The following is a 22,117-nucleotide window of genomic DNA, read 5'->3' as shown; positions in this document are numbered from 1 at the left end:
GACGTTCCTCACCGGTGCGTGTCCAGGTGCCTGCGGTGCAGCCACTTCGGCAGTCCCGGCGCCTCCAGGAAGCCCTCCGCGCGGGCCGAGGCGAGGCCGATGCGCGGCAGGTCCGCGCTCTTCTCGAAGAGCAGGAACCGCGGCTCCCAGATGGGCCGGTACTTGGCGTTGGCGCGGTACAGCGACTCGATCTGCCACCAGCGGGAGAAGAAGCTGAGCAGCGACCGCCACAGCCTGAGCACCGGTCCGGCCCCCAGGCGCGCGCCACGTTCGAAGACCGACCTGAACATGGCGAAGTTCAGTGAGACCTGCGTGATCCCGATCTCGCCGGCCCGCCGCAGCAGCTCGATGACCGCGAACTCCATCAGCCCGTTGTCGGAGTCCCGGTCCCGCCGCATGAGGTCCAGGGACAGCCCGTGCGGCCCCCACGGCACGAAGGAGAGCAGCGCCCGCAGCCGGCCCTGCGCGTCCGTGCACTCCAGCATCACGCACCGGCCGTCCTCCGGGTCCCCGAGCCGGCCCAGCGCCATGCTGAAGCCGCGCTCGGTCGCGCCGTCCCGCCAGTCGTCGGCGCGCTCCACGAGGTGCGCCATCTCGTTGGCCGGGATGTCCTCGTGCCGCCGGATGCGCACCCGGTACCCGGCCCGCCCCACCCGGTTGTGCGCCTGCCGGACGGTGCGCATCGCCCGGCCCTCCAGGGTGAACTCGGCGACCTCGACGATCGCCTCGTCGCCCAGCTCCAGGGCGTCCAGACCGTGCCGGGCGTAGACGGTGCCGGCCTCCTCGCCCGCCCCCATCACCGCCGGGATCCACCCGTGCGTCCGTGCCTCCGCCAGCCACGGCACGATCGCCCCGGGCCAGGCCTCCGGGTCCCCGATCGGGTCCCCGGACGCCAGGCTCACCCCGCCGACGACCCGGTAGGCCACGGCGGCCTTCCCGGTCGGCGACCACACCACGCTCTTCTCCCGGCGCAGCGCGAAATAGCCGAGGGAGTCCCGGTCGCCGTGCCGCTCCAGCAGGGCCCGCAGCCGCTTCTCGTCGTCCTCGGTGAGCGGGTCGACGGCCCGCCGGGAACGGAAGGCGGCGTAGAACACGGCGAGGACCAGGGCCGTGCTGAGGACGTTGACGGTGACGTTGGTCCAGTTGGGCGGCTCGATCCCCGGGAAGCGGGACTCCTGTGCGGCCACCGACACCAGGCGCAGGGTGCCGTAGTGCCAGCGCTCCATGAACGTCGAACGGGCCGCGTCCGGCGCCTGGTTGGTGACCGTCACCAGCAGCCCGGCCAGCAGGCTCGCGGCGAGCCCCCCGACGACGGCCACCGTGGCCGCGAGCCGGGGGTTGGACCGGTCGCCCTTGGCGTAGAACTCCCGGCGGCCGGCGAGCAGTGCGCCGACGAAGGCGGCCGTCAGCGCGAGGGAGACCCAGTTCTGCGGGTACCGCCGGATGTCCGGGAACGTCATGGCGAACGCGAACAGGGCCAGGAAGAGGCCGCTCACCACCAGGTTCAGGATCCACGCGGCCCGCTTCCGGCGCCGCATGGTGATCGCCAGGAAGGCGGTGAACACCCCGGAGGCGAAGCCGGCCGTCAGCAGGTAGGGCGTGAAGAAGTCGTCCTGGTTGTGCCGGCGCACGTCCTGGCCGAGCGAGACCCACACCCCGCTGAGGAAGTTGATGAACGCGACCGTCCGCAGGTACCAGACGGCGAAGGCGGCGGCCCTCCGGGAAGCCCCGGCGGACCACCGCGTCCGCCCGTCCGACCGCTGCGACTCGGCACGCTGCTCCACGGCAATCCGGGCATCTCCCATGGGGCAGGATCATATGGGCGTCACCCCGGAGAACCAGACCCATTCCACCCGACCGACACCATCCACCCGGCTTTTCCCCCCACAACACCACCCCATCGGGACCCGGGCGACGGGGCGAGGCAGGGCCGCGGGGGAGGCGGTTACTCCGGCCGCGCGAGGGGAGCGGTCCCGGTCTCCGGGTGCTCCGGGTGCGGAGCGGTGTCCCCGGACGCCGGGTGCTCCGGGTGCGGAGCGGTGTCCCCGGACGTCGGGTCCTCCGGGTCCTCCGGGTCCTCCGGGCGTTCGGGCAGTTCCGCGGCCAGGGCGGCGGCGCTGCGGACCAGGGGCAGGGCCAGCAGCGCGCCGACGCCCTCGCCGACCTTCACACCCTGCTCCAGCAGCGGCTCCAGGGCCATCCGGTCCAGCGCCTTGCCCTGCCCGGGCTCCCCGCTGTCGTGGCCGGCCAGCCACCAGTCCGGCGCCCGGAACGCCACCCGCTGCGCGACCAGCGCGCACGCCGCGGCCACGACGCCGTCCAGGATCACCGGCAGCTTGCGCACCGCGCACTGCAACAGGAACCCGGTCATCGCCGCGAGGTCCGCCCCGCCCACGGCCGCAAGCAACTGCGTCTGGTCGCCGAGGACCGGCCGCGCCCGCCGCAGCGCGTCCCGGACGGCCGCGCACTTGCGCATCCACGCCAGGTCGTCGATCGCCAGGCCGCCCCGCCCGGTCACCACCGACGCGTCGGTGCCGCACAGCGCGGCGACGAGCACCGCCGCCGCCGTCGTCCCGCCCACGCTGATGTCACCGAGCACCACGAGATCGGTGCCCGAGTCGGCCTCCTCGTCGGCGACCGCGACCCCCGCGCGCAGGGCCGCCTCGGTCTCGTCCACGGTGAGCGCGTCCTCGACGTCGATACGGCCGCTGCCCCGCCGCACCCGGTGCCGCACCACGTCCTCGGGCAGCGTCCCCGGATCGCAGTCCAGCGCCATGTCCACGATCCGTACCGGCACCTGGAGCCGGCGGGCGAGCACGGCCACCGGGCTCGCGCCCTCCAGCACCGCCCGCACCAGCCGCTCCGCCCCGCCCGCGGGCCGTGCCGAGACGCCCAGCCCGGCGATGCCGTGGTCGCCGGCGAAGAGCACCACACGCGGCCGTTCGACCTGCCGCACCGGTACGGCACCCTGCGCGGCGGCCAGCCACTCGCCCAGCTCGTCCAGCCGGCCCAGTGCCCCGGGCGGCACGGTCCGATGCTCCCGCCGGGCCTCGGCGTCACGGCGCACGCCCCCGTCCGGGCGCTCGATCAGATCGCTGAAGTCGTCCAGATCAAACCTGCTCATTCGCCGAACAGTACAGCCGGCGGACGAACGCCGAGGCGCCACATCGCCACCACACACCCGCGACGTCATTGCACCTCACGGCGGTATCCCATACGTTCCGGTTTGCAGCGGAATGTCGCACAGGGAGCCGCCCATGCCGACCTCGCCTCTCGTCCCCCGGACCACCACCCCCACCGACCCCTTCCAGGAGCCGCGCCGCGAGGACTGCCCCTGGTGCGGCTCCCGGCGCCTGCGCACCCGGCTGCGCGCCCCCGACCCGCTGCGGCACCGGCCGGGCACGTTCACCCTGGACGGATGCCGTGACTGCGGCCACGCCTTCCAGAACCCCCGGCTCAGCGCGGAGGGGCTCGCCTTCTTCCACCGTGACTTCTACGAGCGCCGGCTGGAACAGCTCACAGAACGCGTCGTCCCCGCCCACGTGGCCCGCCGCCGGCACCGCGCCACCGCCTGGCGCCTGTCGGCACTGCGCGAACCGGAGAGCTGGCTGGACGTCGGCACCGGCCACGGCCGCTTCCCCGAGGCGGCGAAGGAGTTCTTCCCGTACACCAGCTTCGACGGCCTGGACCCGACGGCCCGCGTGGAACAGGCGCTGCTGGAGGGCCGCGTGGAGGAGGCGCACCGCGGTTATCTCACCACTCCCGGGACGGCGGCCCGGCTGCGCGCCCGCTACGACGTCGTCAGCATGTTCCACCATCTGCCGCACACCCCCGACCCGCGCGCCGAACTCCACGCCGCCCTCACGGTGCTGCGCCCCGGCGGCCACCTGGTCGTCGAAGTCCCCGACCCGCGCTGCCTCTTCGCCACGCTCCTCGGCAGATGGTGGCTCCCGTACGGCCAGCCCCGCCATCTGCACCTGGTCCCGCTCGCCAACCTCCGCACCGAACTGCGGGCCCGGGGCTGCACGGTGCTCGTCACCGACCGCACGACCCCGCACCAGCCGTACGACCTGTCGGCGGCCGCCGTCCTCGCCCTGGCCCACGTCAACCCGCTGCTGAGAGGCATGGCCGAGCCCGTGCCGGCGCTGGCCGGGGCCGTGGACCGCACACTGGCGCCCCTGCTGCGCCGTACGCCGTTCGCCAACGCGTACCGCATCGTCGCGCGGAAGGACACGCGGTGAGCCGGGCGCCGCTCAGCCCCTGAGGACCAGCGCCTGCCCGGCCACGACCAGCACGACCTGCTCGCACTCCGCCCCGAACGCCGCGTTCAGCCGCCCCAGTTCGTCCCGGTAGCGCCGGCCCGACGCCGTCGCCGGCACGATCCCCGACCCCACCTCGTTCGACACCGCCACCACGGTCCGCCGCGCGGCGCGCACCGCGGACGTCAGCTCCAGCACCCGTTCCCGCAGCGCCTTCTGCGCCCCGCCCGCCCACTCCGAGTCGTCCCACGCCCCGACGGCGTCCATCACGTCCGTCAGCCACAGCGACAGACAGTCGATCAGCAGCGGCGGTCCCTCCCCGGCCAGCAGCGGCACCAGGTCCGTCGTCTCCGCCGTACGCCACGAACCCGGCCGCCGCTCCCGGTGCGTGGCCACCCGCTCCGCCCACTCGGTGTCCCCGCCGCGTGTGCCGCCGGTCGCCACGTACAGCACGCCCGGGAACGACTCCAGGCGCCGCTCCGCCTCCACCGACTTCCCCGAACGGGCCCCGCCCAGCACCAGTGTCCGGCGCGGCACGTCCGGCACGTCCTCGTACGCCCCGACCGTCAGCGTCGTACCGTCCGGGACCGCCCGCGCCCCGGCCGCCGCGAGCCGGCGCCGCAGCTCCGCGCCCGGCGGCACGTCGTGGTCGAGGTGGACGGCGAGCACGTCCGTCGCCGGACCGGCCGAGCCGGCCGCGCGGAGCCGGGCGAGCGCGTCGGGACGGCCCACGACGTCCGCGAGGACCAGGTCGTACGACTCCGCCGCCGTCCCCTGGAGACCGGCCGGCGCCCCGCCCGGCGGCAGATACAGCAGGCGCTGCCCGTCCGGCCCGGTCACCGCGTACCCGGTGCCGCCCGCGTCCATCGCCACGGCCCGCACCCGATGCCCCGTCAGCAGCGCCAGCTCCCGCCCGTCCGCGACCCGGCCGGGCTGCGGCAGCCCGGCCGGCACCTCCACCGCCGGGCCGTCGTGCGGGTGCGACAGCAGCGCCTGCCGCACCCCGCCCAGCGAATGCCCGGCGCGGGCCGCCGCGAACGCCACGCCCGGCGTCAGGTCGAGCAGCAGCGTCCCGTCCACGAGGACCGCGGTCGCGGCCCGCGCGTCCGGCCCGAGCGCGCTCGCACAGGCGGCACAGGAACAGTCGGGGCGAGGCAGTCCCGCGGGGGCACCGGTACCGAGCAGAGTGATTTCCACGCACCGATTTTCGCCTGTCCCCGCAGGTCTTGCGCTTCCGGTTAGGCTGCCGACAGGTGTTGGATCGAAGGAGGACCACATGACGGCATGGACGTGGCGGTTCGAGACGGCCGACGGGACGGAGGTCCAGCCGGCCGTGCAGCCGGAGGACTTCACCACGCAGGGGGATGCCGAGTCCTGGATCGGCGAGCACTGGAAGAGCCTCAAGGAGGGCGGGGCCGACCAGGTGCGGCTGTTCGAGGAGACCAGTGAGATCTACGGGCCGATGAGCCTGCACGCCGACGCGTGAGCCGGCCGGCGGTGAGGAGGGCCGCCTCCCTCCTCACTGCTCGCCCAGCGTGACCTGAGCCGTCCGCTCCGCGCCGTCCCGCCGGTACGTCACCGTGGTCCGCTGCCCCGGGCGGCCCGCCGCCAGCGCCTCCGAGAGCGAGGTGATGGAGGTGACGGGCTGGTCACCGAGCCGGGTGATGACGTCACCGGGACGCAGGCCCGCCCGGGCGGCCGGGCCGCCGCCGCGCACACTGACCACCGCCGCCCCGGCCGGCCGGTAGCGGTCGTCCACCACCGTCCGCGCGGTGATGCCGAGGGCGGCCCGCCCCGAGTCGACGACCCTGCCCTTCTCGATGATCTGGTCGGCGACCGTGCGCACCATGGACGCGGGGATCGCGAACCCGATGCCGGGCGCCGCGCCGCCCCCGAGGTCCGGGTCGGTCGCGGCCAGCGTCGGGATGCCGACGACCCGCCCGTTCAGGCCGACCAGGGCGCCGCCGCTGTTGCCGGGGTTGATGGCGGCCGACGTCTGGACCATGTTCGCGATGGTCGCGCCCGTACCGCCGCCGGTGCTGCCCTCGCTGACGGTCCGTCCGGTCGCCGAGACGATCCCCTGGGTGACGCTGGACGACAGCCCGAGCGGCGAACCCATGGCCAGCACGATCTGGCCGACCTGGACCTTCTCGGAGTCCCCGAACACCGCGGGCCTGAGCCCGCTCGGCGGCCGGTCCAGCCTGATCACCGCGAGGTCCTGCTCGGGATAGGAGTACACCAGCGTCGCGGTGAGGGGCTCCTGGTTGTGGGCGGTGGTCACCTGGAAGGTCTTCTCGGAGCCGACCACGTGCGCGTTGGTGACGATGTGTCCGTCACCGTCGTACACCACCCCGGAGCCCAGGTCGTTGCTCGCCCGGATCTGCACGACCGACGGCAGGACCTCCCCGATGACCTTCAGGTACTGGCCTTCCAGGCCGGCCGCGGACGCCGGTACGGCCACCGGGGTGACCGCCGTGGTGTCCGCACCGGCCCGGGCGGGACCGGAGCAGCCGGCGGCCAGGGCCGCGCAGCACGCCAGCGCGACGGCCCGGACCGCGGCCGTGCGCGGGGCACAGGCAGGAGAAGCGTTCATGTCCCGAGTCTCACCGCGCGGTGATCACCCGGCCCGCGCTGTTGCCCCGAACGGGCTCAGCCGCGTACGCCGCACAGATGCAGCAGCGCCGCCACCCCGCGGTAGGGGTCCGTGCGGCCCGCCCGCTCCTCGGCCGCCAGCAGCGACTGGAGGTCCTCCGGGACCGCCGCGCCGTCCGGCACCGTGTCCGTGAAGACCTGCACGCCGTACCAGGCGTGCAGCGGGGCCGCGATGCCGTCGAGCGTGGCGCTGAGGGTCGCCAGCCGGTCGGCCCGGACGTCCGTACCGAGCCGGACGGGAGTCTCCTCGTCCGCATCCGTCCGGGCGCGGGGGACGTGCGCGGCGGTGTCGAGGGCGGCCAGCGCGCCCGCCCAGTCCCCGCTGAGACCCGGCCGCATGGCCGGCGCGTCGCCGTTGCGGACCAGCAGGGAGAGCAGACCGCCCGGGGCCAGCATCCGGCCCAGACCCGCCACCAGCGGATCGGGCTCCGTCACGTGCATCAGCACGCCATGGCACAGCACCACGTCGAAACTGCCCGGCAGGAAGTGCACACCCGTGTCCCGGCCGTCGCTCTGCACCAGCCGGACCCGCTCCCGGATTCCCTCCGGCTCCCGGCCGAGCGCCTCACGGGCGGCGGCGAGCAGTGCCGCGTTCTGCTCGACCCCGGTCACCTGGTGGCCGAGCCGGGCCAGCCGCAGCGCCTGCGCGCCCCGGCCCATGCCCACGTCCAGCACCCGCAGCCGCCGCCCGACCGGGAACCGCCCGGCTATCTGCTCGTCCAGCTGCCGGGACAGCAGTTCCCGCCGTACGACCGCACGCAGCCCGCCGGGGCCGGCCGGCCGGGCCGCCTTCCCGGTGAAAGCCTCTGCGCTCAGGGCCGCTCTCCGCGCTTGACCTGCGGCTTCGGCATCCGGAGCCGACGGATCTGAAGGGACCGCATCAGGGCGTAGGCGACCGCGCCGCGCGTGTTCCCGTCCGGGAAGCGCTCCTTGAGCCGCTTCTTCAGCCGGAAGCCGCTGACGGTCGCGTCCAGCACGATCAGCACGATCACGATCAGCCACAGCAGCAGCGCGACGGTCTGGATCGCGGGCACCCGGACCACGCTCAGCACGAGGATCACGACGGCGAACGGCAGGAAGAACTCCGCCACGTTGAACCGCGAGTCCACCCAGTCCCGGGCGAACTTGCGGACCGGGCCCTTGTCCCGGGCCGGCAGATAACGCTCGTCCCCGCCCGCCAGCGCGCGGCGCTGCCGTTCCAGGGCCTGGCGCCGCTCCTCGCGCTGCCGCTTCGCGGCCTCCTTGCGGTTCGTCGGGGTACTGGCCACGCTGCGGCGCTGGGACTGGGCCTCACTGCGCTTGGGCGTGGGCCGACCCTTGGGGGCCTGCGGGTCACGGGGCTGCTTGGAGAGGGTCACCTGCGCCTTGTCGGCGGTCGGGGCCTTCTCTTCCTTGGCACGGCTACGGAACACAAAACCCAAGGGTAAGCGCTGCGCCGGCATGCTCCCCCGCCCGGCGGGGAACGATCCGGCAACACCGGACGTCCTCAGAGGGACAGAGAGGACACGGGAGCGGGCGCTCCGGTGCGATCACCTACTCCTCACGCCGGAGCGGTGCACACCGCAGTCGTCCTCGGGGATGAGCGCATCACTCCCCGAACAGTGCGGTAATGGAGGCAGGGCCCGTACTGTGGGTCCTGTCGCAGGTTCGGTGAGCTGGAGTCCGTCAGAAGGGGGCGCGCGAAGCCCATGAGCGGTGTCATGAAGCGTATGGGGATGATCTTCCGCGCGAAGGCGAACAAGGCCCTTGACCGGGCCGAGGACCCGCGCGAGACCCTCGATTACTCCTACCAGAAGCAGCTGGAGCTGCTCCAGAAGGTGCGGCGCGGCGTCGCCGACGTGGCGACCAGCCGCAAGCGCCTGGAGCTCCAGCTCAACCAGCTCCAGCAGCAGTCCTCGAAGCTGGAGGACCAGGGCCGCAAGGCGCTCGCGCTCGGCCGTGAGGACCTCGCCCGCGAGGCGCTGTCCCGGCGCGCCGCCCTCCAGCAGCAGGTGACGGACCTGGACACGCAGCACACCACCCTCCAGGGCGAGGAGGAGAAGCTCACCCTCGCGGCCCAGCGCCTCCAGGCCAAGGTGGACGCCTTCCGCACGAAGAAGGAGACCATCAAGGCCACCTACACCGCCGCCCAGGCCCAGACCCAGATCGGCGAGGCCTTCTCCGGCATCTCCGAGGAGATGGGCGACGTCGGCCTGGCCATCCAGCGTGCCGAGGACAAGACCGCCCAGCTCCAGGCCCGGGCCGGCGCCATCGACGAACTGCTCGCCTCCGGCGCCCTGGACGACCCCTCCGGCATGCAGAAGGACGACCTCCAGGCCGAGCTGGACCGGCTCTCCGGTGGTACGGATGTAGAGCTGGAACTCCAGCGCATGAAGGCGGAGCTGGCCGGCGGTTCCCCGCAGCAGGCCATCGAGGGCGGCACCGGACAGGGACAGACCCGGCAGCAGCCGCAGGACACCCCGCGCTTCGACAAGCAGTAGCTCCGCGCCGGGACCGAGCCGAGGAGGCCGACGTGATCGTACGGATCATGGGGGAGGGCCAGTTCGAGCTGGACGACGTCCACCTCACCGAGCTGAACAGGCTGGACGACGACCTGCTCGACGAGATGGAGAGCGGTGACGGCGAGGGCTTCCGCCGCACGCTGTCCGCACTCCTGGACGCCGTCCGCCGGCTCGGCACCCCGCTGCCGGACGACGCGCTGGAACCCTCGGAACTGATCCTGCCGTCGCCGGACGCGACGCTGGAGGAGGTCCGGGACCTGCTGGGCGACGACGGCCTGATCCCCAGCTGACCCCAGCCCCCCCCGGACGCCGGCGACTCCGGCACGCCCGGCCGCGGCTGTGGCCGCGCGGTGGTGCCACGGGAGCAGCGGCTCCGGGCTGCCGGGGTACGGGGCTTGCCGGGCGGAGCGATTCTGGCTGCCGGGGTACGGGCCTCGGGGGTGACGCGGTTCTGGGTGTCGTGCCGTCGGGGTACGGGGCTCGGGATGGCGCGGTTCTGGGTGTCGTGCTTCCGGAACGGGGCTCGGAGGCAGTGGCCCCCGAGCCGTCCGGCGGCCCCCGGCGCGGTGGCCCCCCGTCCCGTCCGGCGGCTCTCGTGCTGTCCTGCGTGACCCTGGCCCCGCGACTGCGGAGGCTTTCCCGCTCGGCACCGGCCGGCCTGCCACCGGAGCTGGGCTCGCCGGGCGGCGGCCTGCGGGCCGTGCCGTTGGTGGCCCGGCCGGCCGGCGCCTCTCCCGCCTCTGCCGTGCTGAGTCGCTCGGGCTGCCTGAGTCTGCCTGCCTTGCCCTGCCTCCCGGGTCGGCCGGGTCTGCCCGCCTGGCCGGGGCTCCCGGACCGGCCGGGTCCCTGCCGCCCCCACGGTGCGTGCGGCGCCTGCCCCCGGTGCTGTCGCCGAGGCCGCGTTCCCGCGGTCGCGGGCCCCGCCCGTGCCGGTGCGCGGCGTTCGTCCGTGTGGCTGACCGGCACCGGGCCGGGCCGTACTGTTCACCCCGTGAGCACTCTCGAACGCGCCCGGTGCAGCCTCAGGGCCCACCCCCTCGCGCTGGACGCGGCGCTCGCCGCGGGCGTGCTGGTCTGCATGGTCGCCGGTTCCTTCGTGGTGCCCCGGAACGAGAACGGAGTGACCTGGGGCGTACGCGTCCCGGACACCCTCAGCCTCCTGCTGATGCTGGCCGGCGCGGCGGCGCTCGTCCTGCGCCGCCGCAACGCCAAGGCGGTCCTCGCCGTCACCGGCACCGTCTCCGTGATCGAGTGCGTCACCGGCGACCCGCGCGCCCCGGTCGCGATGTCCGCCGTCGTCGCCCTGTACACCGTCGCCTCGACCACGGACCGCGCCACCACCTGGCGCCTCGGCCTGCTCACCACGACCGTGCTGACGGCCGCCGCCGTGTTCGCCGGCCCGCTGCCCTGGTACGCCCAGGAGAACCTCGGCGTCCTGGCCTGGACCGGTATCGGCGCCACCGCGGGGGACGCCGTGCGCAGCCGCCGCGCGGTCGTCCAGGCCATGCGGGACCGTGCCGAACGCGCCGAACGCACCCGCGAGGAGGAGGCCCGCCGCCGGGTCGCCGAGGAGCGGCTGCGCATCGCCCGTGACCTGCACGACGTCGTCGCCCACCACATCGCCCTGGTCAACGTGCAGGCCGGTGTCGCCGCGCACGTCATGGACAAGCGGCCCGACCAGGCCAAGGAGGCCCTCGCCCACGTCCGCGAGGCCGGCCGCAGTGCGCTCAACGAACTGCGCGCCACCGTCGGTCTGCTCCGCCAGTGCGGTGACCCGGAGGCCCCCACCGAGCCCGCCCCGGGCCTGGACCGCCTGGAGGACCTCCTCACCACCTTCCGCAGCGCCGGCCTGCCGGTGCGGCTGGTCGGCGCCGACCGGGCCGCCGCACTGCCCGCCGCCGTCGACCTGGCCGCCTACCGCATCGTGCAGGAGGCGCTGACCAACGTGCAGAAGCACGCGGGTCCCGGGGCCGGTGCCGAGGTGAGCGTCGTCCGCGCCGGCCCGGACGTGGAGGTCACCGTCCTCGACGACGGCCCGGGAGAACCCGGCGTGCCGGAGGCCGGCGGCGGGCACGGGCTGCTCGGCATGCGGGAGCGGGTCACCGCCCTCGGCGGCACCCTGACCACCGGCCCCCGCCCCGGCGGCGGCTTCCGCGTCCATGCGATCCTGCCGGTCCAGACGGCGACGGCCCAGGGGGAGCCCGTATGACGATCCGTGTCCTGCTCGCCGACGACCAGGCGCTGCTGCGCAGCGCGTTCCGGGTGCTGGTCGACTCCGAGCCCGACATGGAGGTGGTGGGGGAGGCCGCCGACGGGGCGGAGGCGGTCCGGCTGGCCCGGGAGCACGGCCCCGACGTCGTCCTCATGGACATCCGGATGCCCGGCACCGACGGCCTCGCCGCCACCCGGCTGATCAGCGCCGACCCCTCCCTCGGGCAGGTCCGTGTGGTCATCCTGACCACGTTCGAGGTGGACGACTACGTCGTCCGGGCGCTGCGCGCCGGCGCCTCCGGCTTCCTCGGCAAGGGCAGCGAACCCGAGGAACTGCTCAACGCCATCCGGGTCGCGGCCGGCGGCGAGGCACTGCTGTCCCCGGCCGCCACCAAGGGTCTGATCGCCCGCTTCCTCGCCCGGGGCGACGACGGCGACGGCCCGGATCCGGCCCGTTCCGAGCGGCTCGGCGCGCTGACCGGCAGGGAGCGGGAGGTCCTCGGCCTGGTCGCCGGCGGCCACTCCAACGACGAGATCGCCGAGCGCCTCGCCGTCAGCCCGCTGACGGTGAAGACGCACGTCAACCGGGCCATGGCCAAGCTGGGCGCGCGCGACCGGGCCCAGCTCGTCGTGATCGCGTACGAGTCGGGGCTGGTCCGTCCGCGGATGGAGTGATCTCCACCCGGGCGTACTGCGTGCGGAGAAGGAGCCGGACGAGGAACGGGACCTGGGGCTACGGAGCGGCTCCCCCTGACGGTCCAGGGTGGTGGGGTGGGCGACACCGAGCGCGACGTCGTCGTACGGTCGGCGAAACCCGCCACGACCCCGGCCCGGCTGAAGGCGCTGCGCCTCGGCCCGGTGAAGCTGGGCGACGTCGCCACGGTGAAGGCGGTGGACGGCCCGGTGTCCATGACCCGCATCGACGGGCGGCGCGCGGCCACCGTCACGGCGAGGCCGACGGGCGACAACACCGGCGCGGTCAGCAGCAGGCTCCGGTCGGAGATCAAGGCCCTCAAGCTGCCCGCGGGCGCCACGGCCGAGATCGGCGGGGTCACCTCCGACCAGGACGACGCGGTCAAGAACCTGGGCCTGGCCATGCCGGCGGCCGGCCGCCGGCGGTCGTCGTCATCGGCGGCCTGATCACCTCCACCCTGCTGACCCTGCTGACCCTGCTGAACCTGCTGACCCTGCTGACCCTGCTCCTCGTCCCGACGTCCCACGCGATGCTGGAGCTGCGCAAGGAGCGCCGGGCGCACGAGCGGGCGGCGAAGCGGCGGACGAAGGCGCAGCAGGCGCCGGAGCCGGCCGGGGTGTGACGGCATGACGAAGGGCCGGGCCCCACGGGGAGGCCCGGCCCTTTCGCGCGTGCGGCGGCAGTACCGGCTACGGCAGCGCCAGCATCCGCTCCAGCGCCAGCTTCGCGAACGCCTCCGTCTCCTTGTCGACCTCGATCCGGTTGACCAGGCTGCCCTCGGCCAGGGACTCCAGGGTCCAGACCAGGTGGGGCAGGTCGATGCGGTTCATGGTCGAGCAGAAGCAGACCGTCCGGTCGAGGAAGACGACCTCCTTGCCCTCGGGAGCGAAACGGTTCGCCAGGCGGCGCACCAGGTTCAGCTCGGTGCCGATGGCCCACTTGGAGCCGGCCGGGGCCGCCTCGAGCGCCTTGATGATGTACTCGGTCGAACCGACGTGGTCCGCCGCGGCGACGACCTCGTGCCGGCACTCGGGGTGGACCAGGACGTTCACGCCCGGGATACGCGCGCGGACGTCGTTCACCGACTCCACGCTGAACCGGCCGTGGACCGAGCAGTGGCCGCGCCACAGGATCATCTTGGCGGCGCGCAGCTCGTCGGCCGTGAGGCCGCCGTTCGGCTTGTGCGGGTTGTAGAGCACGCAGTCGTCCAGGGACATCCCCATGTCACGGACGGCGGTGTTGCGGCCCAGGTGCTGGTCGGGCAGGAAGAGGACCTTCTCGCCCTGCTCGAAGGCCCAGTCAAGGGCGCGCTTTGCGTTGGACGACGTGCAGATGGTGCCGCCGTGCCTGCCCGTGAACGCCTTGATGTCGGCGGAGGAGTTCATGTACGAGACGGGGACCACCTGGTCGGCCACCCCGGCCTCGGTCAGCACGTCCCAGCACTCCGCGACCTGCTCGGCCGTCGCCATGTCGGCCATGGAGCAGCCGGCGGCGAGGTCGGGGAGGACGACCTTCTGGTCGTCGGAGGTCAGGATGTCCGCCGACTCGGCCATGAAGTGCACACCGCAGAAGACGATGTACTCGGCCTCCGGGCGCGCGGCGGCGTCCCGGGCCAGCTTGAAGGAGTCGCCCGTGACGTCGGCGAACTGGATGACCTCGTCGCGCTGGTAGTGGTGGCCGAGCACGAAGACCTTGTCTCCGAGCTTCTCCTTGGCGGCGCGGGCCCGCTCGACCAGGTCGGGGTCGGACGGGGAGGGCAGGTCACCGGGGCACTCGACGCCCCGCTCGCTCTTCGGGTCGGCCTCACGGCCGAGCAGCAGCAGGGCGAGCGGAGTCGGCTGCACGTCGAGTTCCGGGGTCTGGGCGGTGGTCACGACACGCGACCCTTTCTGCTTTTCGTCTAACTGACGCTATCTATCATAGCCGGTTCACGTCACTTTGACGACGGCCATAGCGTCCATGTGACGTGAATCCCCTCGGCGCTCTCTCCGGCCCTCTGCGGTCCCTCGCCGCCCGCCGAAGTCCCGCTGCGGGCCGCTGTCCGCCCCCAGGGGCATGTGCGAGCATGAAGGAGGAACAACGAACGCGACCACGTGACTGCCCGGCCCGGAATGAATCCGCGGAAGCGCCGGTTGCACTCGTCGGCAAGCAGTCTCCGTACAACCCGGGAGAGATGTAGATGTCCGTATCGGACGAGACCACCACCGTCACCGACGGCATCATCCTGACCGACGCCGCCGCGGCCAAGGTGAAGGCCCTGCTCGACCAGGAAGGCCGTGACGACCTCGCGCTGCGCGTCGCCGTCCAGCCCGGCGGCTGCTCCGGCCTGCGCTACCAGCTCTTCTTCGACGAGCGCTCGCTCGACGGCGACGTGGAGAAGGACTTCGACGGCGTCAAGGTCGTCACCGACCGCATGAGTGCTCCGTACCTGGGCGGCGCGACCGTCGACTTCGTGGACACCATCGAGAAGCAGGGCTTCACGATCGACAACCCGAACGCGACCGGCTCCTGCGCCTGCGGTGACTCCTTCAGCTGATGCCGTGACCGTCCGGCGGCGCGACCGCCGGCGGTGTGACGAAGGCGGCGGCCCCCGCTCCGGGGGCCGCCGCCTTCGCGCGTGCGACGGGTCAGCGCGGCATGGCCGACGCGTCCGGCCGCAGTGAGCCGGCCTCCGCCCTCGCGATCTTCCTGCCGTCGGTGCCGACCACCGTCCGCCCGTCCAGCGGGGCGTCCAGCCGTACGGTCTTCACGTACTCCTTGGCGATCAGCACGCACACCCGGCCCGGCCAGGGCGTCTCGGTGACCCGCACGGTCACCCGGCCGCCGCTCGCCGACGCCGACGTCCGGTAGTCGGCGCACACCCCGCCGGAGAAGCTCAGGTCCAGCGTCCGCCCGTCGGCGGTGTAGGCGTTCACCCGCACGCTCCGGCTCTTCCCGGGCGCACCGGACGTCCGTGGCGCCGAGGGTCCGTCGGACGCCGGGGACGGGGACGCCGACGCCAGATACGCCGGGTCGACCGCCGGGTACGTCACCGTGAACCCGCCGCCCGCCGTGGACCCCCGTACCTGGAACAGCCAGGACGGCACCAGCGCCCGCCGGCCCCCGACGGAGTGCGCGGCCAGCCCGAACACCGCCTTCTCCACGGTCACCGTGCCATCGGCCGCCCCGGGCGCGGGCGCCGTGGCGGCCGTACCGCACGGCTGCTCCAGCCGGTCCTTCAGCGGCACCGGGGTGGCGCACCCGCCGATCCCCATCCGGTGGCCGCCCTTCACCGGCCCGTTCAACAGCGCCAGCGTCGCGCGCGCGCCCAGCACGGGATACGTGTCGCCCTTCACCGGCGTGGCCAGCAGCCCGTGCCCGCCGACCACCTCGCCCCGCCGGCCCACGGTCAGGCCGGTCGTCCAGCCGTACGTGGGCAGGCCGCCGACGACCGGGTCGGCGTCGACCACCCGCTGGTCGCCCATGACCTCGCTCGCGTCGGTCTTCGCGTCGTCCAGCCCCGCCGCCTTCAGGACCGGCGCCGCCGCCTTCTCGGCGCGGGCCACGCTCACCGGGCCGCCGGCCGGGGCGGCCGGGTCGTGCGTGCAGACGGTCACCTTCCGGCAGTTGTCGGTGCCGGGCGCCAGCCGGGTGAAGGTCCAGTTGCCGGGTGCGTCCCGGCTGACCTCCAGGACCGGACCGGAGCCGTCCTGGCCGCCGACCCGCCACAGCCGTCCCTCGGCCACCGGACCGCCCGTGAGGCCGAACGCCTTCGCCAGCCGGACCACCCGATCCCGGCCGACCCCGGCCCCCGGCTCGTACACCGGCGCGGAACCGGGCCCGTCCGGCAGCTCCCCCCGCGCCACGTACCGGACGCCGTACGGGTCCGGCTCGCCGGGCGCGATACCGCCGGTGCCGCCGGTGCTGCCGGTGGTCCAGCCGTCCAGGGCGAGCGGCGGGGGAGCGGTGCTCCCGACGGACGCGGCCGGGCCGTCCGTACGGCCGCCGCCGTCGCTCGCGGCGAGGTAGGCGCCGCCGCCCCCGGCCAGCAGTACGGCCGCGGCGACGGACACCACGACGGCGGCCGGCCGCCGTCGCCCCGCCGTCTCCGGGGCTCCGGGTGCCCCCGAGGTCTCGGGCTCCGGGGAGATGTCCGGCACCTCCGCAGGGGGCCGGGAGGCACTGTCCTCGGGTCCGGGCGCCCCGGAGGGCTTCGCCGGCCGTTCCCCGGACGGAGGGGGAACCTCCGCGTTCCCGGCGTTCTCAGGCCGCTCGGTGTTCACCGCATCGCTCCTCGCTGGGTCGTGTCCCGCAGTCCCCGGCGCGGGGGACGCCGATGGGACGCGGGAGGGGAGCGCACGGTTCCCGGGGCGTGCCCCGGGGGTCCCGCCCCGGGGCACGCCCCTGCGGGCGGCGTTCCGCGGATCAGTCGCCGTAGTCGGACATCGCGTCCAGCAGCCGGGCGGACCGCGCGGGCACCGACACGCCGTGGATGCGGGACGGCGGCACCGGCCGGGACTCGGCGTGCTCGGGGGGCGCCCAGTGCGGGGCCATCCGGGCACAGTCGCCGCGGAGTGCGGCCAGGTCGCCGTCGGTGTCGGCCGGGGCGGAGGAGGTGACCTTCGGGTTCGTCATGACCGCACCGTAAGCACGTCACCGGCTGCGAAGAAAGATCTACTATCGGGTAGTTTCGTCAACTACAGCGGCGGCCCCCGAGCGGGTAGCGTGAACTGTCAACTCAGCCTCCCGCAGGAGAATTCGCGTCGTGCGCATCGCAGTCACCGGCTCCATCGCCACTGACCACCTCATGACCTTCCCCGGCCGCTTCGCGGACCAGTTCGTCGCGGACCAGCTGCACACGGTTTCCCTCTCCTTCCTCGTCGACAACCTCGACGTACGCCGGGGCGGCGTGGGCGCCAACATCGCCTTCGGCATGGGCCAACTCGGCACCAGGCCCATCCTGGTCGGAGCCGCCGGCTTCGACTTCGACGAGTACCGCGCCTGGCTCGACCGGCACGGCGTGGACACCGAATCCGTCCGCATCTCCGAGACCCTGCACACCGCCCGCTTCGTGTGCACCACGGACGCCGACCACAACCAGATCGGCTCCTTCTACACCGGTGCGATGAGCGAGGCGCGCCTCATCGAGCTGAAGACGGTCGCGGACCGTGTGAACGGCCTCGACCTGGTCCTCATCGGCGCCGACGACCCCGAGGGGATGCTCCGCCACACCGAGGAGTGCCGTTCTCGTGGCATCCCGTTCGCCGCCGACTTCTCCCAGCAGATCGCCCGCATGCCGGGTGAGGAGATCCGGATCCTGCTGGACGGCGCCACCTACCTCTTCTCCAACGAGTACGAGAAGGGCCTCATCGAGTCCAAGACCGGTTGGACCGGCGACGAGATCCTGGCCAGGGTCGGCCACCGCGTCACCACGCTCGGCTCGCGGGGCGTGCGCATCGAGCGGGCCGGCGAGGACCCCATCGAGGTCGGTTGCCCGGACGAGGAGCGCAAGGCCGACCCCACGGGTGTCGGCGACGCCTTCCGCGCGGGCTTCCTCTCAGGGCTGGCCTGGGGAGTCTCCCTGGAGCGGGCGGCGCAGGTGGGCTGCATGCTGGCGACGCTCGTCATCGAGACCGTCGGCACGCAGGAGTACCGGCTGCGCCGGGAGTCCTTCATGGAGCGCTTCGTCAAGGCGTACGGGGAACCGGCCGCCGAAGAGGTGCGGGGCCACCTGCGCTGAGCGCGGCCCCGGACCGGGACGCGTGGGGCCCGCCCCAGCGGCCCCCACGCCCTCTAGGTCCGGCGTCCTCGGCCCGCCCCCCGGGGCGGTGCTCTCGGGTACGGCGCCCCCGGGCCGCCCCTCGGGCTGCCCCCGGGCCGCCCAGGCCGCCCCCCGGGGCCGGCACCACGGGGACGCGCCCCAGGCCGGCGCCCCCAGGCCGGTGCGTGGACCGGCACCCCGGGGACGGTGCTCTCGGATAGGGCCCTCTCGGGCCGGCATCCCTTGGGTACGGCGCCCTCGGGCCGCCCCCCGGTACGGCGCCCTCGGGAACGGCGCCCGGGACGGCGCCCTTGGGACGGCGCCCTTGGGACGGCGCCCTTGGGACGGCGCCCTCGGGACGGCGCCCTCGGGAACGGCGCCCTCGGGAACGGCGCCCTTGGGACGGTGCCCTCGGGCCGCCCCCTGGGGACGGCACCCCGGGCCAGCAACCCCGGGACGGCGCCTCCGGGGCGGCACATCCGGGCCAGCAACCCCGGGGCGGCATCCCCGGGACGGTGCTCTCGGGTACGGCGCCCTCGGGCCGCCCCTCGGGCCGGCACCTGGGGACGGCGCCCCCGGGCCAGCACCCCCAGGCCGCTGCTGCGGACCGGCACCCCCGGGACGGTGCTACCGGATAGGGCCCTCTCGGGCCGACACCCCTTGGTACGGCGCCCTCGGGCCGCCCCCCCCGGGACGGCGCCCTTGGGACAGCGCCCTTGGGACGGCGCCCTCGGGGACGGCGCCCTCGGGGACGGCGCCCTCGGGAGCGGCGCCCTTGGGACGGCGCCCCCGAGACGGTGCTCCCGAATACGGCCATCTCGGGCCGCCCCCACGGCCGGCGCCCCCTGGGATCGCATCCCCGGGATCGCCCTCCGGACCGCGCCGCCGGGACAGCTCCCCGGAACCGCGCCCCCGGGACAGCTCCCCGGAACGGCGCCCCCGGAACCGCGCCCCCGGGACAGCTCCCCGGTGCCGCGCCCCCGGTACCGCGCCGCCGGAACCGCGCCTCCGGGACAGCTCCCCGGAACGGCGCTCCCGGAACCGCCCCCCCGGAACCGCGCCGCCGGAACCGCGCCGCCGGAACCGTGCCCCCGGGACAGCTCCCCGGAACCGCGCGCCCGGAACCCCCCTCAGCTCACCCGGCGGACCACGTACGCCGTGCCCCGCTGTGCCGGCTCCTCGCCGACGTACTCCTGGCCGCGCATCTCGCACCACGCCGGGATGTCCAGCCGGGCCGCCTCGTCGTCGGACAGCACCCGTACGGTGCCGCCCACCGGTACGTCCCCGATCACTTTGGCCAGCTCGATGACCGGGATCGGACACCGCCTGCCGAGCGCGTCGACGAGGAGTTCCGCCGCCCGGACGGCCGTCACCGGAGCCGGAGCCGGTGCCCCCAGCTTCTCCCGCACCCCGGCCACCGCCCCCGGCAGCACCGCCAGGAAGCGCTCCACGTCCGCCTCCGCCGTGCCCGGTGCCAGGGAGACCCGGACGTTCCCCTCGCTCAGCACCCCCATCGCCTTCAGCACATGGCTGGGCGTCAGCGTGCTGCTGGTGCAGGAGGAGCCGGAGGAGACCGAGAAGCCCGCCCGGTCCAGCTCGTGCAGCAGCGCCTCACCGTCGACGTAGAGGCAGGAGAAGGTGACGATCCCGGGGAGCCGATGCTCGGGGTCGCCGACCACCTCCACGTCCGGCACCAGCTCCGGCACCCGCGCCCGGATCCGCTCCGTCAGCTCCCGCAGCCGTACCGCCTCCTGGGCCGCCTCGGCCCGTACCGCGCGCAGCGAGGCCACGGCCGCCACGATCGCCGGGAGGTTCTCGAAGCCGGGAGCCCGGCCCGACTCCCGCTCGTCCACCGGCCCCTGGGCGGCGAACCGCACGCCCTTGCGCACGACGAGCAGCCCGGCGCCCGGCGGCCCGCCCCACTTGTGCGCGCTGGCCGCCAGCAGCGACCAGTCGCCCGCGACCGGCCCCCAGCCCAGCGACTGCGCCGCGTCCACCAGCAGCGGCACCCCGGCCGCCCGGCACGCCTCGGCCACCTCGGCCACCGGCTGTACGGTGCCCACCTCGTGGTTGGCCGACTGGAGGCAGGCCAGCGCGGTGTCCGGGCGGAGCGCGGCGGCGAAGGCCGACGGGTCGACGGCTCCCGTCCGGCCGACGGCCACGCGGGTGACCGTACCCCCGTCCGCCTCGAACACGTCCGCCGAATGGAGGACGCAGGAATGTTCGACCGCGGACACGATCAGGTGGCGTCCGGCCCGGCGCCGTCCGGCCAGCGCTCCCGCCGTCCCGCTGTGCACGGCCCGGGTCCCGGACGCGGTGAACACGACCTCGTCCGCCCGGCATCCCACGGCCTCGGCAGCCGCCTCCCGGGCGGCGTCCAGCAGCATCCGCGCCCGGCGTCCCTCCCGGTGGAGCCGGGCGGGATCGGCCCAGCCGTCGTCCAGCGAGGCCAACAGGGCCTGGCGGGCCACGGGATGGAGCGGGGCGGCCGAGGCGGCGTCGAAGTAGGACACACAGCCACGGTAGAACGTGGTCCGGGCACGGCCCGCCGCAGGGGCGCGCGGCCGTGCCCGAACAAGGGCCCGCCGCGCGGCGTGAGCAGCCACGACGCCCTTCGCGGGGGTGCCCCAAAACGCGACAACCCCGGGCTATCAGGCACCCGGTTCCACCCCGTCGGAGTGACAGGCGGCGCGTATGCCCCCCTCCCCGCGAACCCCCGAAGGGCGTCGGCTAGGGTTTGGTCCGCATAAACATCCAAACCCCTGCCCGACGCAGGGCGGCGACCGACCAGCGAGAAGGCCGCAGCCGACCGCGCGGGCGAGACTCTCGGGAAGGCGCTACGTGAGTCCCAACGGCTCCGACCGCTCGCCGCGGCGCCCGATGCGGCGGAAGCTGCTGCAGGCACTGACCGCGGGCCTGGTCCTGGCGACCGCAACCGGTTGCACATACAAGGACTTCCCCCGCCTTGGCATGCCCACCCCGACCACGGAAGAGGCTCCGCGGATCCTCTCCCTGTGGCAGGGATCCTGGGCTGCCGCGCTCGCCGTCGGCGTGCTGGTGTGGGGCCTGATCCTGTGGAGTGCTTTCTTCCACCGGCGCAGCCGCACGAAGATCGAAGTACCTCCGCAGACGCGGTACAACATGCCGATCGAGGCCCTCTACACAGTGGTCCCGATCATCATCATCTCGGTGCTCTTCTACTTCACGGCCCGGGACGAGTCCAAGCTCCTCGACATGTCGAAGAAGCCCGACGTCACGGTCAACGTGGTCGGCTACCAGTGGAGCTGGGGCTTCAACTACATCGCCGATGTCCCCGGTTCCACCGGTGACGCGCGGACCGACGCGAACCTGGCCGGCGTTCCGGACCGGTACAAGAAGTACTTCCCGGCGCACGCCGGTGGTGTCTACGACGCCGGTACGCCCGGTACGCGCAACCCGCAGAACGGCAATCCCGGCCCGACGCTGTGGCTGCCCAAGGGCAAGACGGTCCGCTTCGTGCTGACCTCGCGTGACGTCATCCACTCGTTCTGGGTGCTGCCGTTCCTGATGAAGCAGGACGTCATTCCGGGCCACCCCAACGCCTTCCAGGTGACTCCCAACAAGGAGGGCACCTTCCGGGGCAAGTGCGCCGAGCTGTGCGGCGTCGACCACTCCCGCATGCTGTTCAACGTGAAGGTCGTCTCTCCGGAGCGCTACGAGCAGCACCTCAAGGACCTCGTCAAGAAGGGGCAGACCGGTTACATTCCCGCGGGCATCGAGCAGACGACCCACGAGAAGAACCGGGAGTCGAACATCCTGTGAGCATCCTCAACGAACCCCAGGGTGCCGCGGCAGCAGGGTCCCACTATGAGGACGAGCTGCCGGTCCGGCGCCAGCGCCGCGGCGAAGTCGTCATCAAGTGGCTCACGACCACCGATCACAAGACGATCGGCACGCTGTATCTGGCGACGTCGTTCGCGTTCTTCCTGATCGGTGGCGTGATGGCGCTGCTCATGCGCGCCGAGCTGGCCCGGCCGGGCCTCCAGATCATGTCGAACGAGCAGTTCAACCAGGCGTTCAC

General features: G+C 74.0%; 19 protein-coding genes and 2 pseudogenes. 11 read left to right on the top strand and 10 right to left on the bottom strand.

The window, feature by feature from the left end; genetic code table 11:
• Positions 1-8 precede the first annotated feature (8 nt).
• Positions 9-1,805 carry a phosphatidylglycerol lysyltransferase domain-containing protein gene (locus ABZ117_RS30015; RefSeq protein ID WP_356825167.1) on the bottom strand — a complete coding sequence of 599 codons (1,797 nt, stop codon included), beginning with the start codon at positions 1,803-1,805 and terminating at the stop codon, positions 9-11.
• A gap of 140 nt (positions 1,806-1,945) precedes the next feature.
• On the bottom strand, positions 1,946-3,124 hold the full coding sequence (gene cobT, locus ABZ117_RS30010; RefSeq protein ID WP_356825165.1) for a nicotinate-nucleotide--dimethylbenzimidazole phosphoribosyltransferase: 1,179 nt from the start codon (positions 3,122-3,124) through the stop codon (positions 1,946-1,948).
• 133 nt (positions 3,125-3,257) lie between these two features.
• Between cobT and ABZ117_RS30005 the strand changes: the two genes are divergently transcribed.
• Entirely contained in the window at positions 3,258-4,241 is a 984-nt protein-coding gene (locus ABZ117_RS30005) for a class I SAM-dependent methyltransferase (protein WP_356825163.1), read from the top strand.
• Positions 4,242-4,253: 12 nt separating this feature from the next.
• On the opposite strand, the gene ABZ117_RS30000 is transcribed toward ABZ117_RS30005, so the two are convergent.
• On the bottom strand, positions 4,254-5,456 hold the full coding sequence (locus ABZ117_RS30000) for a bifunctional adenosylcobinamide kinase/adenosylcobinamide-phosphate guanylyltransferase (protein ID WP_356825161.1): 1,203 nt from the start codon (positions 5,454-5,456) through the stop codon (positions 4,254-4,256).
• 79 nt (positions 5,457-5,535) lie between these two features.
• Between ABZ117_RS30000 and ABZ117_RS29995 the strand changes: the two genes are divergently transcribed.
• Positions 5,536-5,745, top strand: a complete 210-nt coding sequence (locus ABZ117_RS29995) for a hypothetical protein (protein ID WP_121789169.1) — start codon at positions 5,536-5,538, stop codon at positions 5,743-5,745.
• Between the two features lie 33 nt (positions 5,746-5,778).
• On the opposite strand, the gene ABZ117_RS29990 is transcribed toward ABZ117_RS29995, so the two are convergent.
• From ABZ117_RS29990 to ABZ117_RS29980, 3 genes are all read right to left on the bottom strand, one after another.
• Positions 5,779-6,852, bottom strand: a complete 1,074-nt coding sequence (locus ABZ117_RS29990; protein WP_356825159.1) for a trypsin-like peptidase domain-containing protein — start codon at positions 6,850-6,852, stop codon at positions 5,779-5,781.
• Between the two features lie 56 nt (positions 6,853-6,908).
• Positions 6,909-7,646, bottom strand: coding sequence for a class I SAM-dependent methyltransferase (locus ABZ117_RS29985; protein WP_356825266.1), 738 nt, complete (start codon positions 7,644-7,646; stop codon positions 6,909-6,911).
• 77 nt (positions 7,647-7,723) lie between these two features.
• Positions 7,724-8,353 carry a DUF3043 domain-containing protein gene (locus ABZ117_RS29980; protein WP_356825157.1) on the bottom strand — a complete coding sequence of 210 codons (630 nt, stop codon included), beginning with the start codon at positions 8,351-8,353 and terminating at the stop codon, positions 7,724-7,726.
• Positions 8,354-8,599: 246 nt separating this feature from the next.
• Between ABZ117_RS29980 and ABZ117_RS29975 the strand changes: the two genes are divergently transcribed.
• The 5 genes and pseudogenes from ABZ117_RS29975 to ABZ117_RS29955 form a co-directional block, all read left to right on the top strand.
• A complete protein-coding gene (locus tag ABZ117_RS29975; RefSeq protein WP_356825155.1) occupies positions 8,600-9,391 on the top strand; it encodes a PspA/IM30 family protein in 792 nt (263 codons plus the stop codon).
• A gap of 32 nt (positions 9,392-9,423) precedes the next feature.
• Positions 9,424-9,702, top strand: coding sequence for a hypothetical protein (locus tag ABZ117_RS29970; protein ID WP_356825153.1), 279 nt, complete (start codon positions 9,424-9,426; stop codon positions 9,700-9,702).
• A gap of 701 nt (positions 9,703-10,403) precedes the next feature.
• Positions 10,404-11,621, top strand: a complete 1,218-nt coding sequence (locus ABZ117_RS29965) for a sensor histidine kinase (RefSeq protein WP_356825151.1) — start codon at positions 10,404-10,406, stop codon at positions 11,619-11,621.
• Positions 11,618-12,298 carry a response regulator transcription factor gene (locus ABZ117_RS29960; protein WP_356825149.1) on the top strand — a complete coding sequence of 227 codons (681 nt, stop codon included), beginning with the start codon at positions 11,618-11,620 and terminating at the stop codon, positions 12,296-12,298. The genes ABZ117_RS29965 and ABZ117_RS29960 overlap by 4 nt, the downstream gene beginning before the upstream one ends.
• A 102-nt stretch (positions 12,299-12,400) precedes the next feature.
• A pseudogene (locus tag ABZ117_RS29955) lies at positions 12,401-12,939 on the top strand (efflux RND transporter permease subunit); the annotation flags it as partial.
• Between the two features lie 67 nt (positions 12,940-13,006).
• Here the strand turns inward: ABZ117_RS29955 and nadA are convergent.
• Positions 13,007-14,191: a quinolinate synthase NadA gene (nadA, locus tag ABZ117_RS29950; protein ID WP_356825147.1), complete on the bottom strand. Its 1,185-nt coding sequence runs from the start codon at positions 14,189-14,191 to the stop codon at positions 13,007-13,009.
• A 305-nt stretch (positions 14,192-14,496) separates the two neighbouring features.
• On the opposite strand from nadA, the gene erpA reads away from it, so the two are divergent.
• Positions 14,497-14,853, top strand: a complete 357-nt coding sequence (gene erpA / locus ABZ117_RS29945) for an iron-sulfur cluster insertion protein ErpA (RefSeq protein ID WP_121789178.1) — start codon at positions 14,497-14,499, stop codon at positions 14,851-14,853.
• Positions 14,854-14,944: 91 nt separating this feature from the next.
• Here erpA and ABZ117_RS29940 read toward each other — a convergent pair whose 3' ends face one another.
• Together ABZ117_RS29940 and ABZ117_RS29935 are read right to left on the bottom strand one after the other, a co-directional pair.
• Positions 14,945-16,456 (bottom strand): hypothetical protein, encoded by a 1,512-nt coding sequence (locus ABZ117_RS29940; RefSeq protein WP_356825145.1) that lies wholly within the window; start codon positions 16,454-16,456, stop codon positions 14,945-14,947.
• Positions 16,457-16,721: 265 nt separating this feature from the next.
• On the bottom strand, positions 16,722-16,931 hold the full coding sequence (locus ABZ117_RS29935) for a hypothetical protein (RefSeq protein WP_356825143.1): 210 nt from the start codon (positions 16,929-16,931) through the stop codon (positions 16,722-16,724).
• A gap of 130 nt (positions 16,932-17,061) precedes the next feature.
• On the opposite strand from ABZ117_RS29935, the gene ABZ117_RS29930 reads away from it, so the two are divergent.
• On the top strand, positions 17,062-18,036 hold the full coding sequence (locus ABZ117_RS29930; RefSeq protein ID WP_356825141.1) for a carbohydrate kinase family protein: 975 nt from the start codon (positions 17,062-17,064) through the stop codon (positions 18,034-18,036).
• Between the two features lie 1,151 nt (positions 18,037-19,187).
• Here the strand turns inward: ABZ117_RS29930 and ABZ117_RS29925 are convergent.
• Positions 19,188-20,570: an aminotransferase class V-fold PLP-dependent enzyme gene (locus ABZ117_RS29925; RefSeq protein WP_356825139.1), complete on the bottom strand. Its 1,383-nt coding sequence runs from the start codon at positions 20,568-20,570 to the stop codon at positions 19,188-19,190.
• Positions 20,571-20,898: 328 nt separating this feature from the next.
• Between ABZ117_RS29925 and coxB the strand changes: the two genes are divergently transcribed.
• Positions 20,899-21,858: a cytochrome c oxidase subunit II gene (gene coxB / locus ABZ117_RS29920; protein ID WP_356825137.1), complete on the top strand. Its 960-nt coding sequence runs from the start codon at positions 20,899-20,901 to the stop codon at positions 21,856-21,858.
• Positions 21,855-22,117, top strand: a pseudogene (locus tag ABZ117_RS29915) (cytochrome ubiquinol oxidase subunit I); the annotation flags it as partial. The gene coxB and the pseudogene ABZ117_RS29915, both read left to right, overlap by 4 nt.

Source organism: Streptomyces sp. NPDC006309, assembly GCF_040613095.1.
Lineage (GTDB): Bacteria > Actinomycetota > Actinomycetes > Streptomycetales > Streptomycetaceae > Streptomyces.
This window is presented reverse-complemented; position numbering and strand designations above follow the sequence as displayed.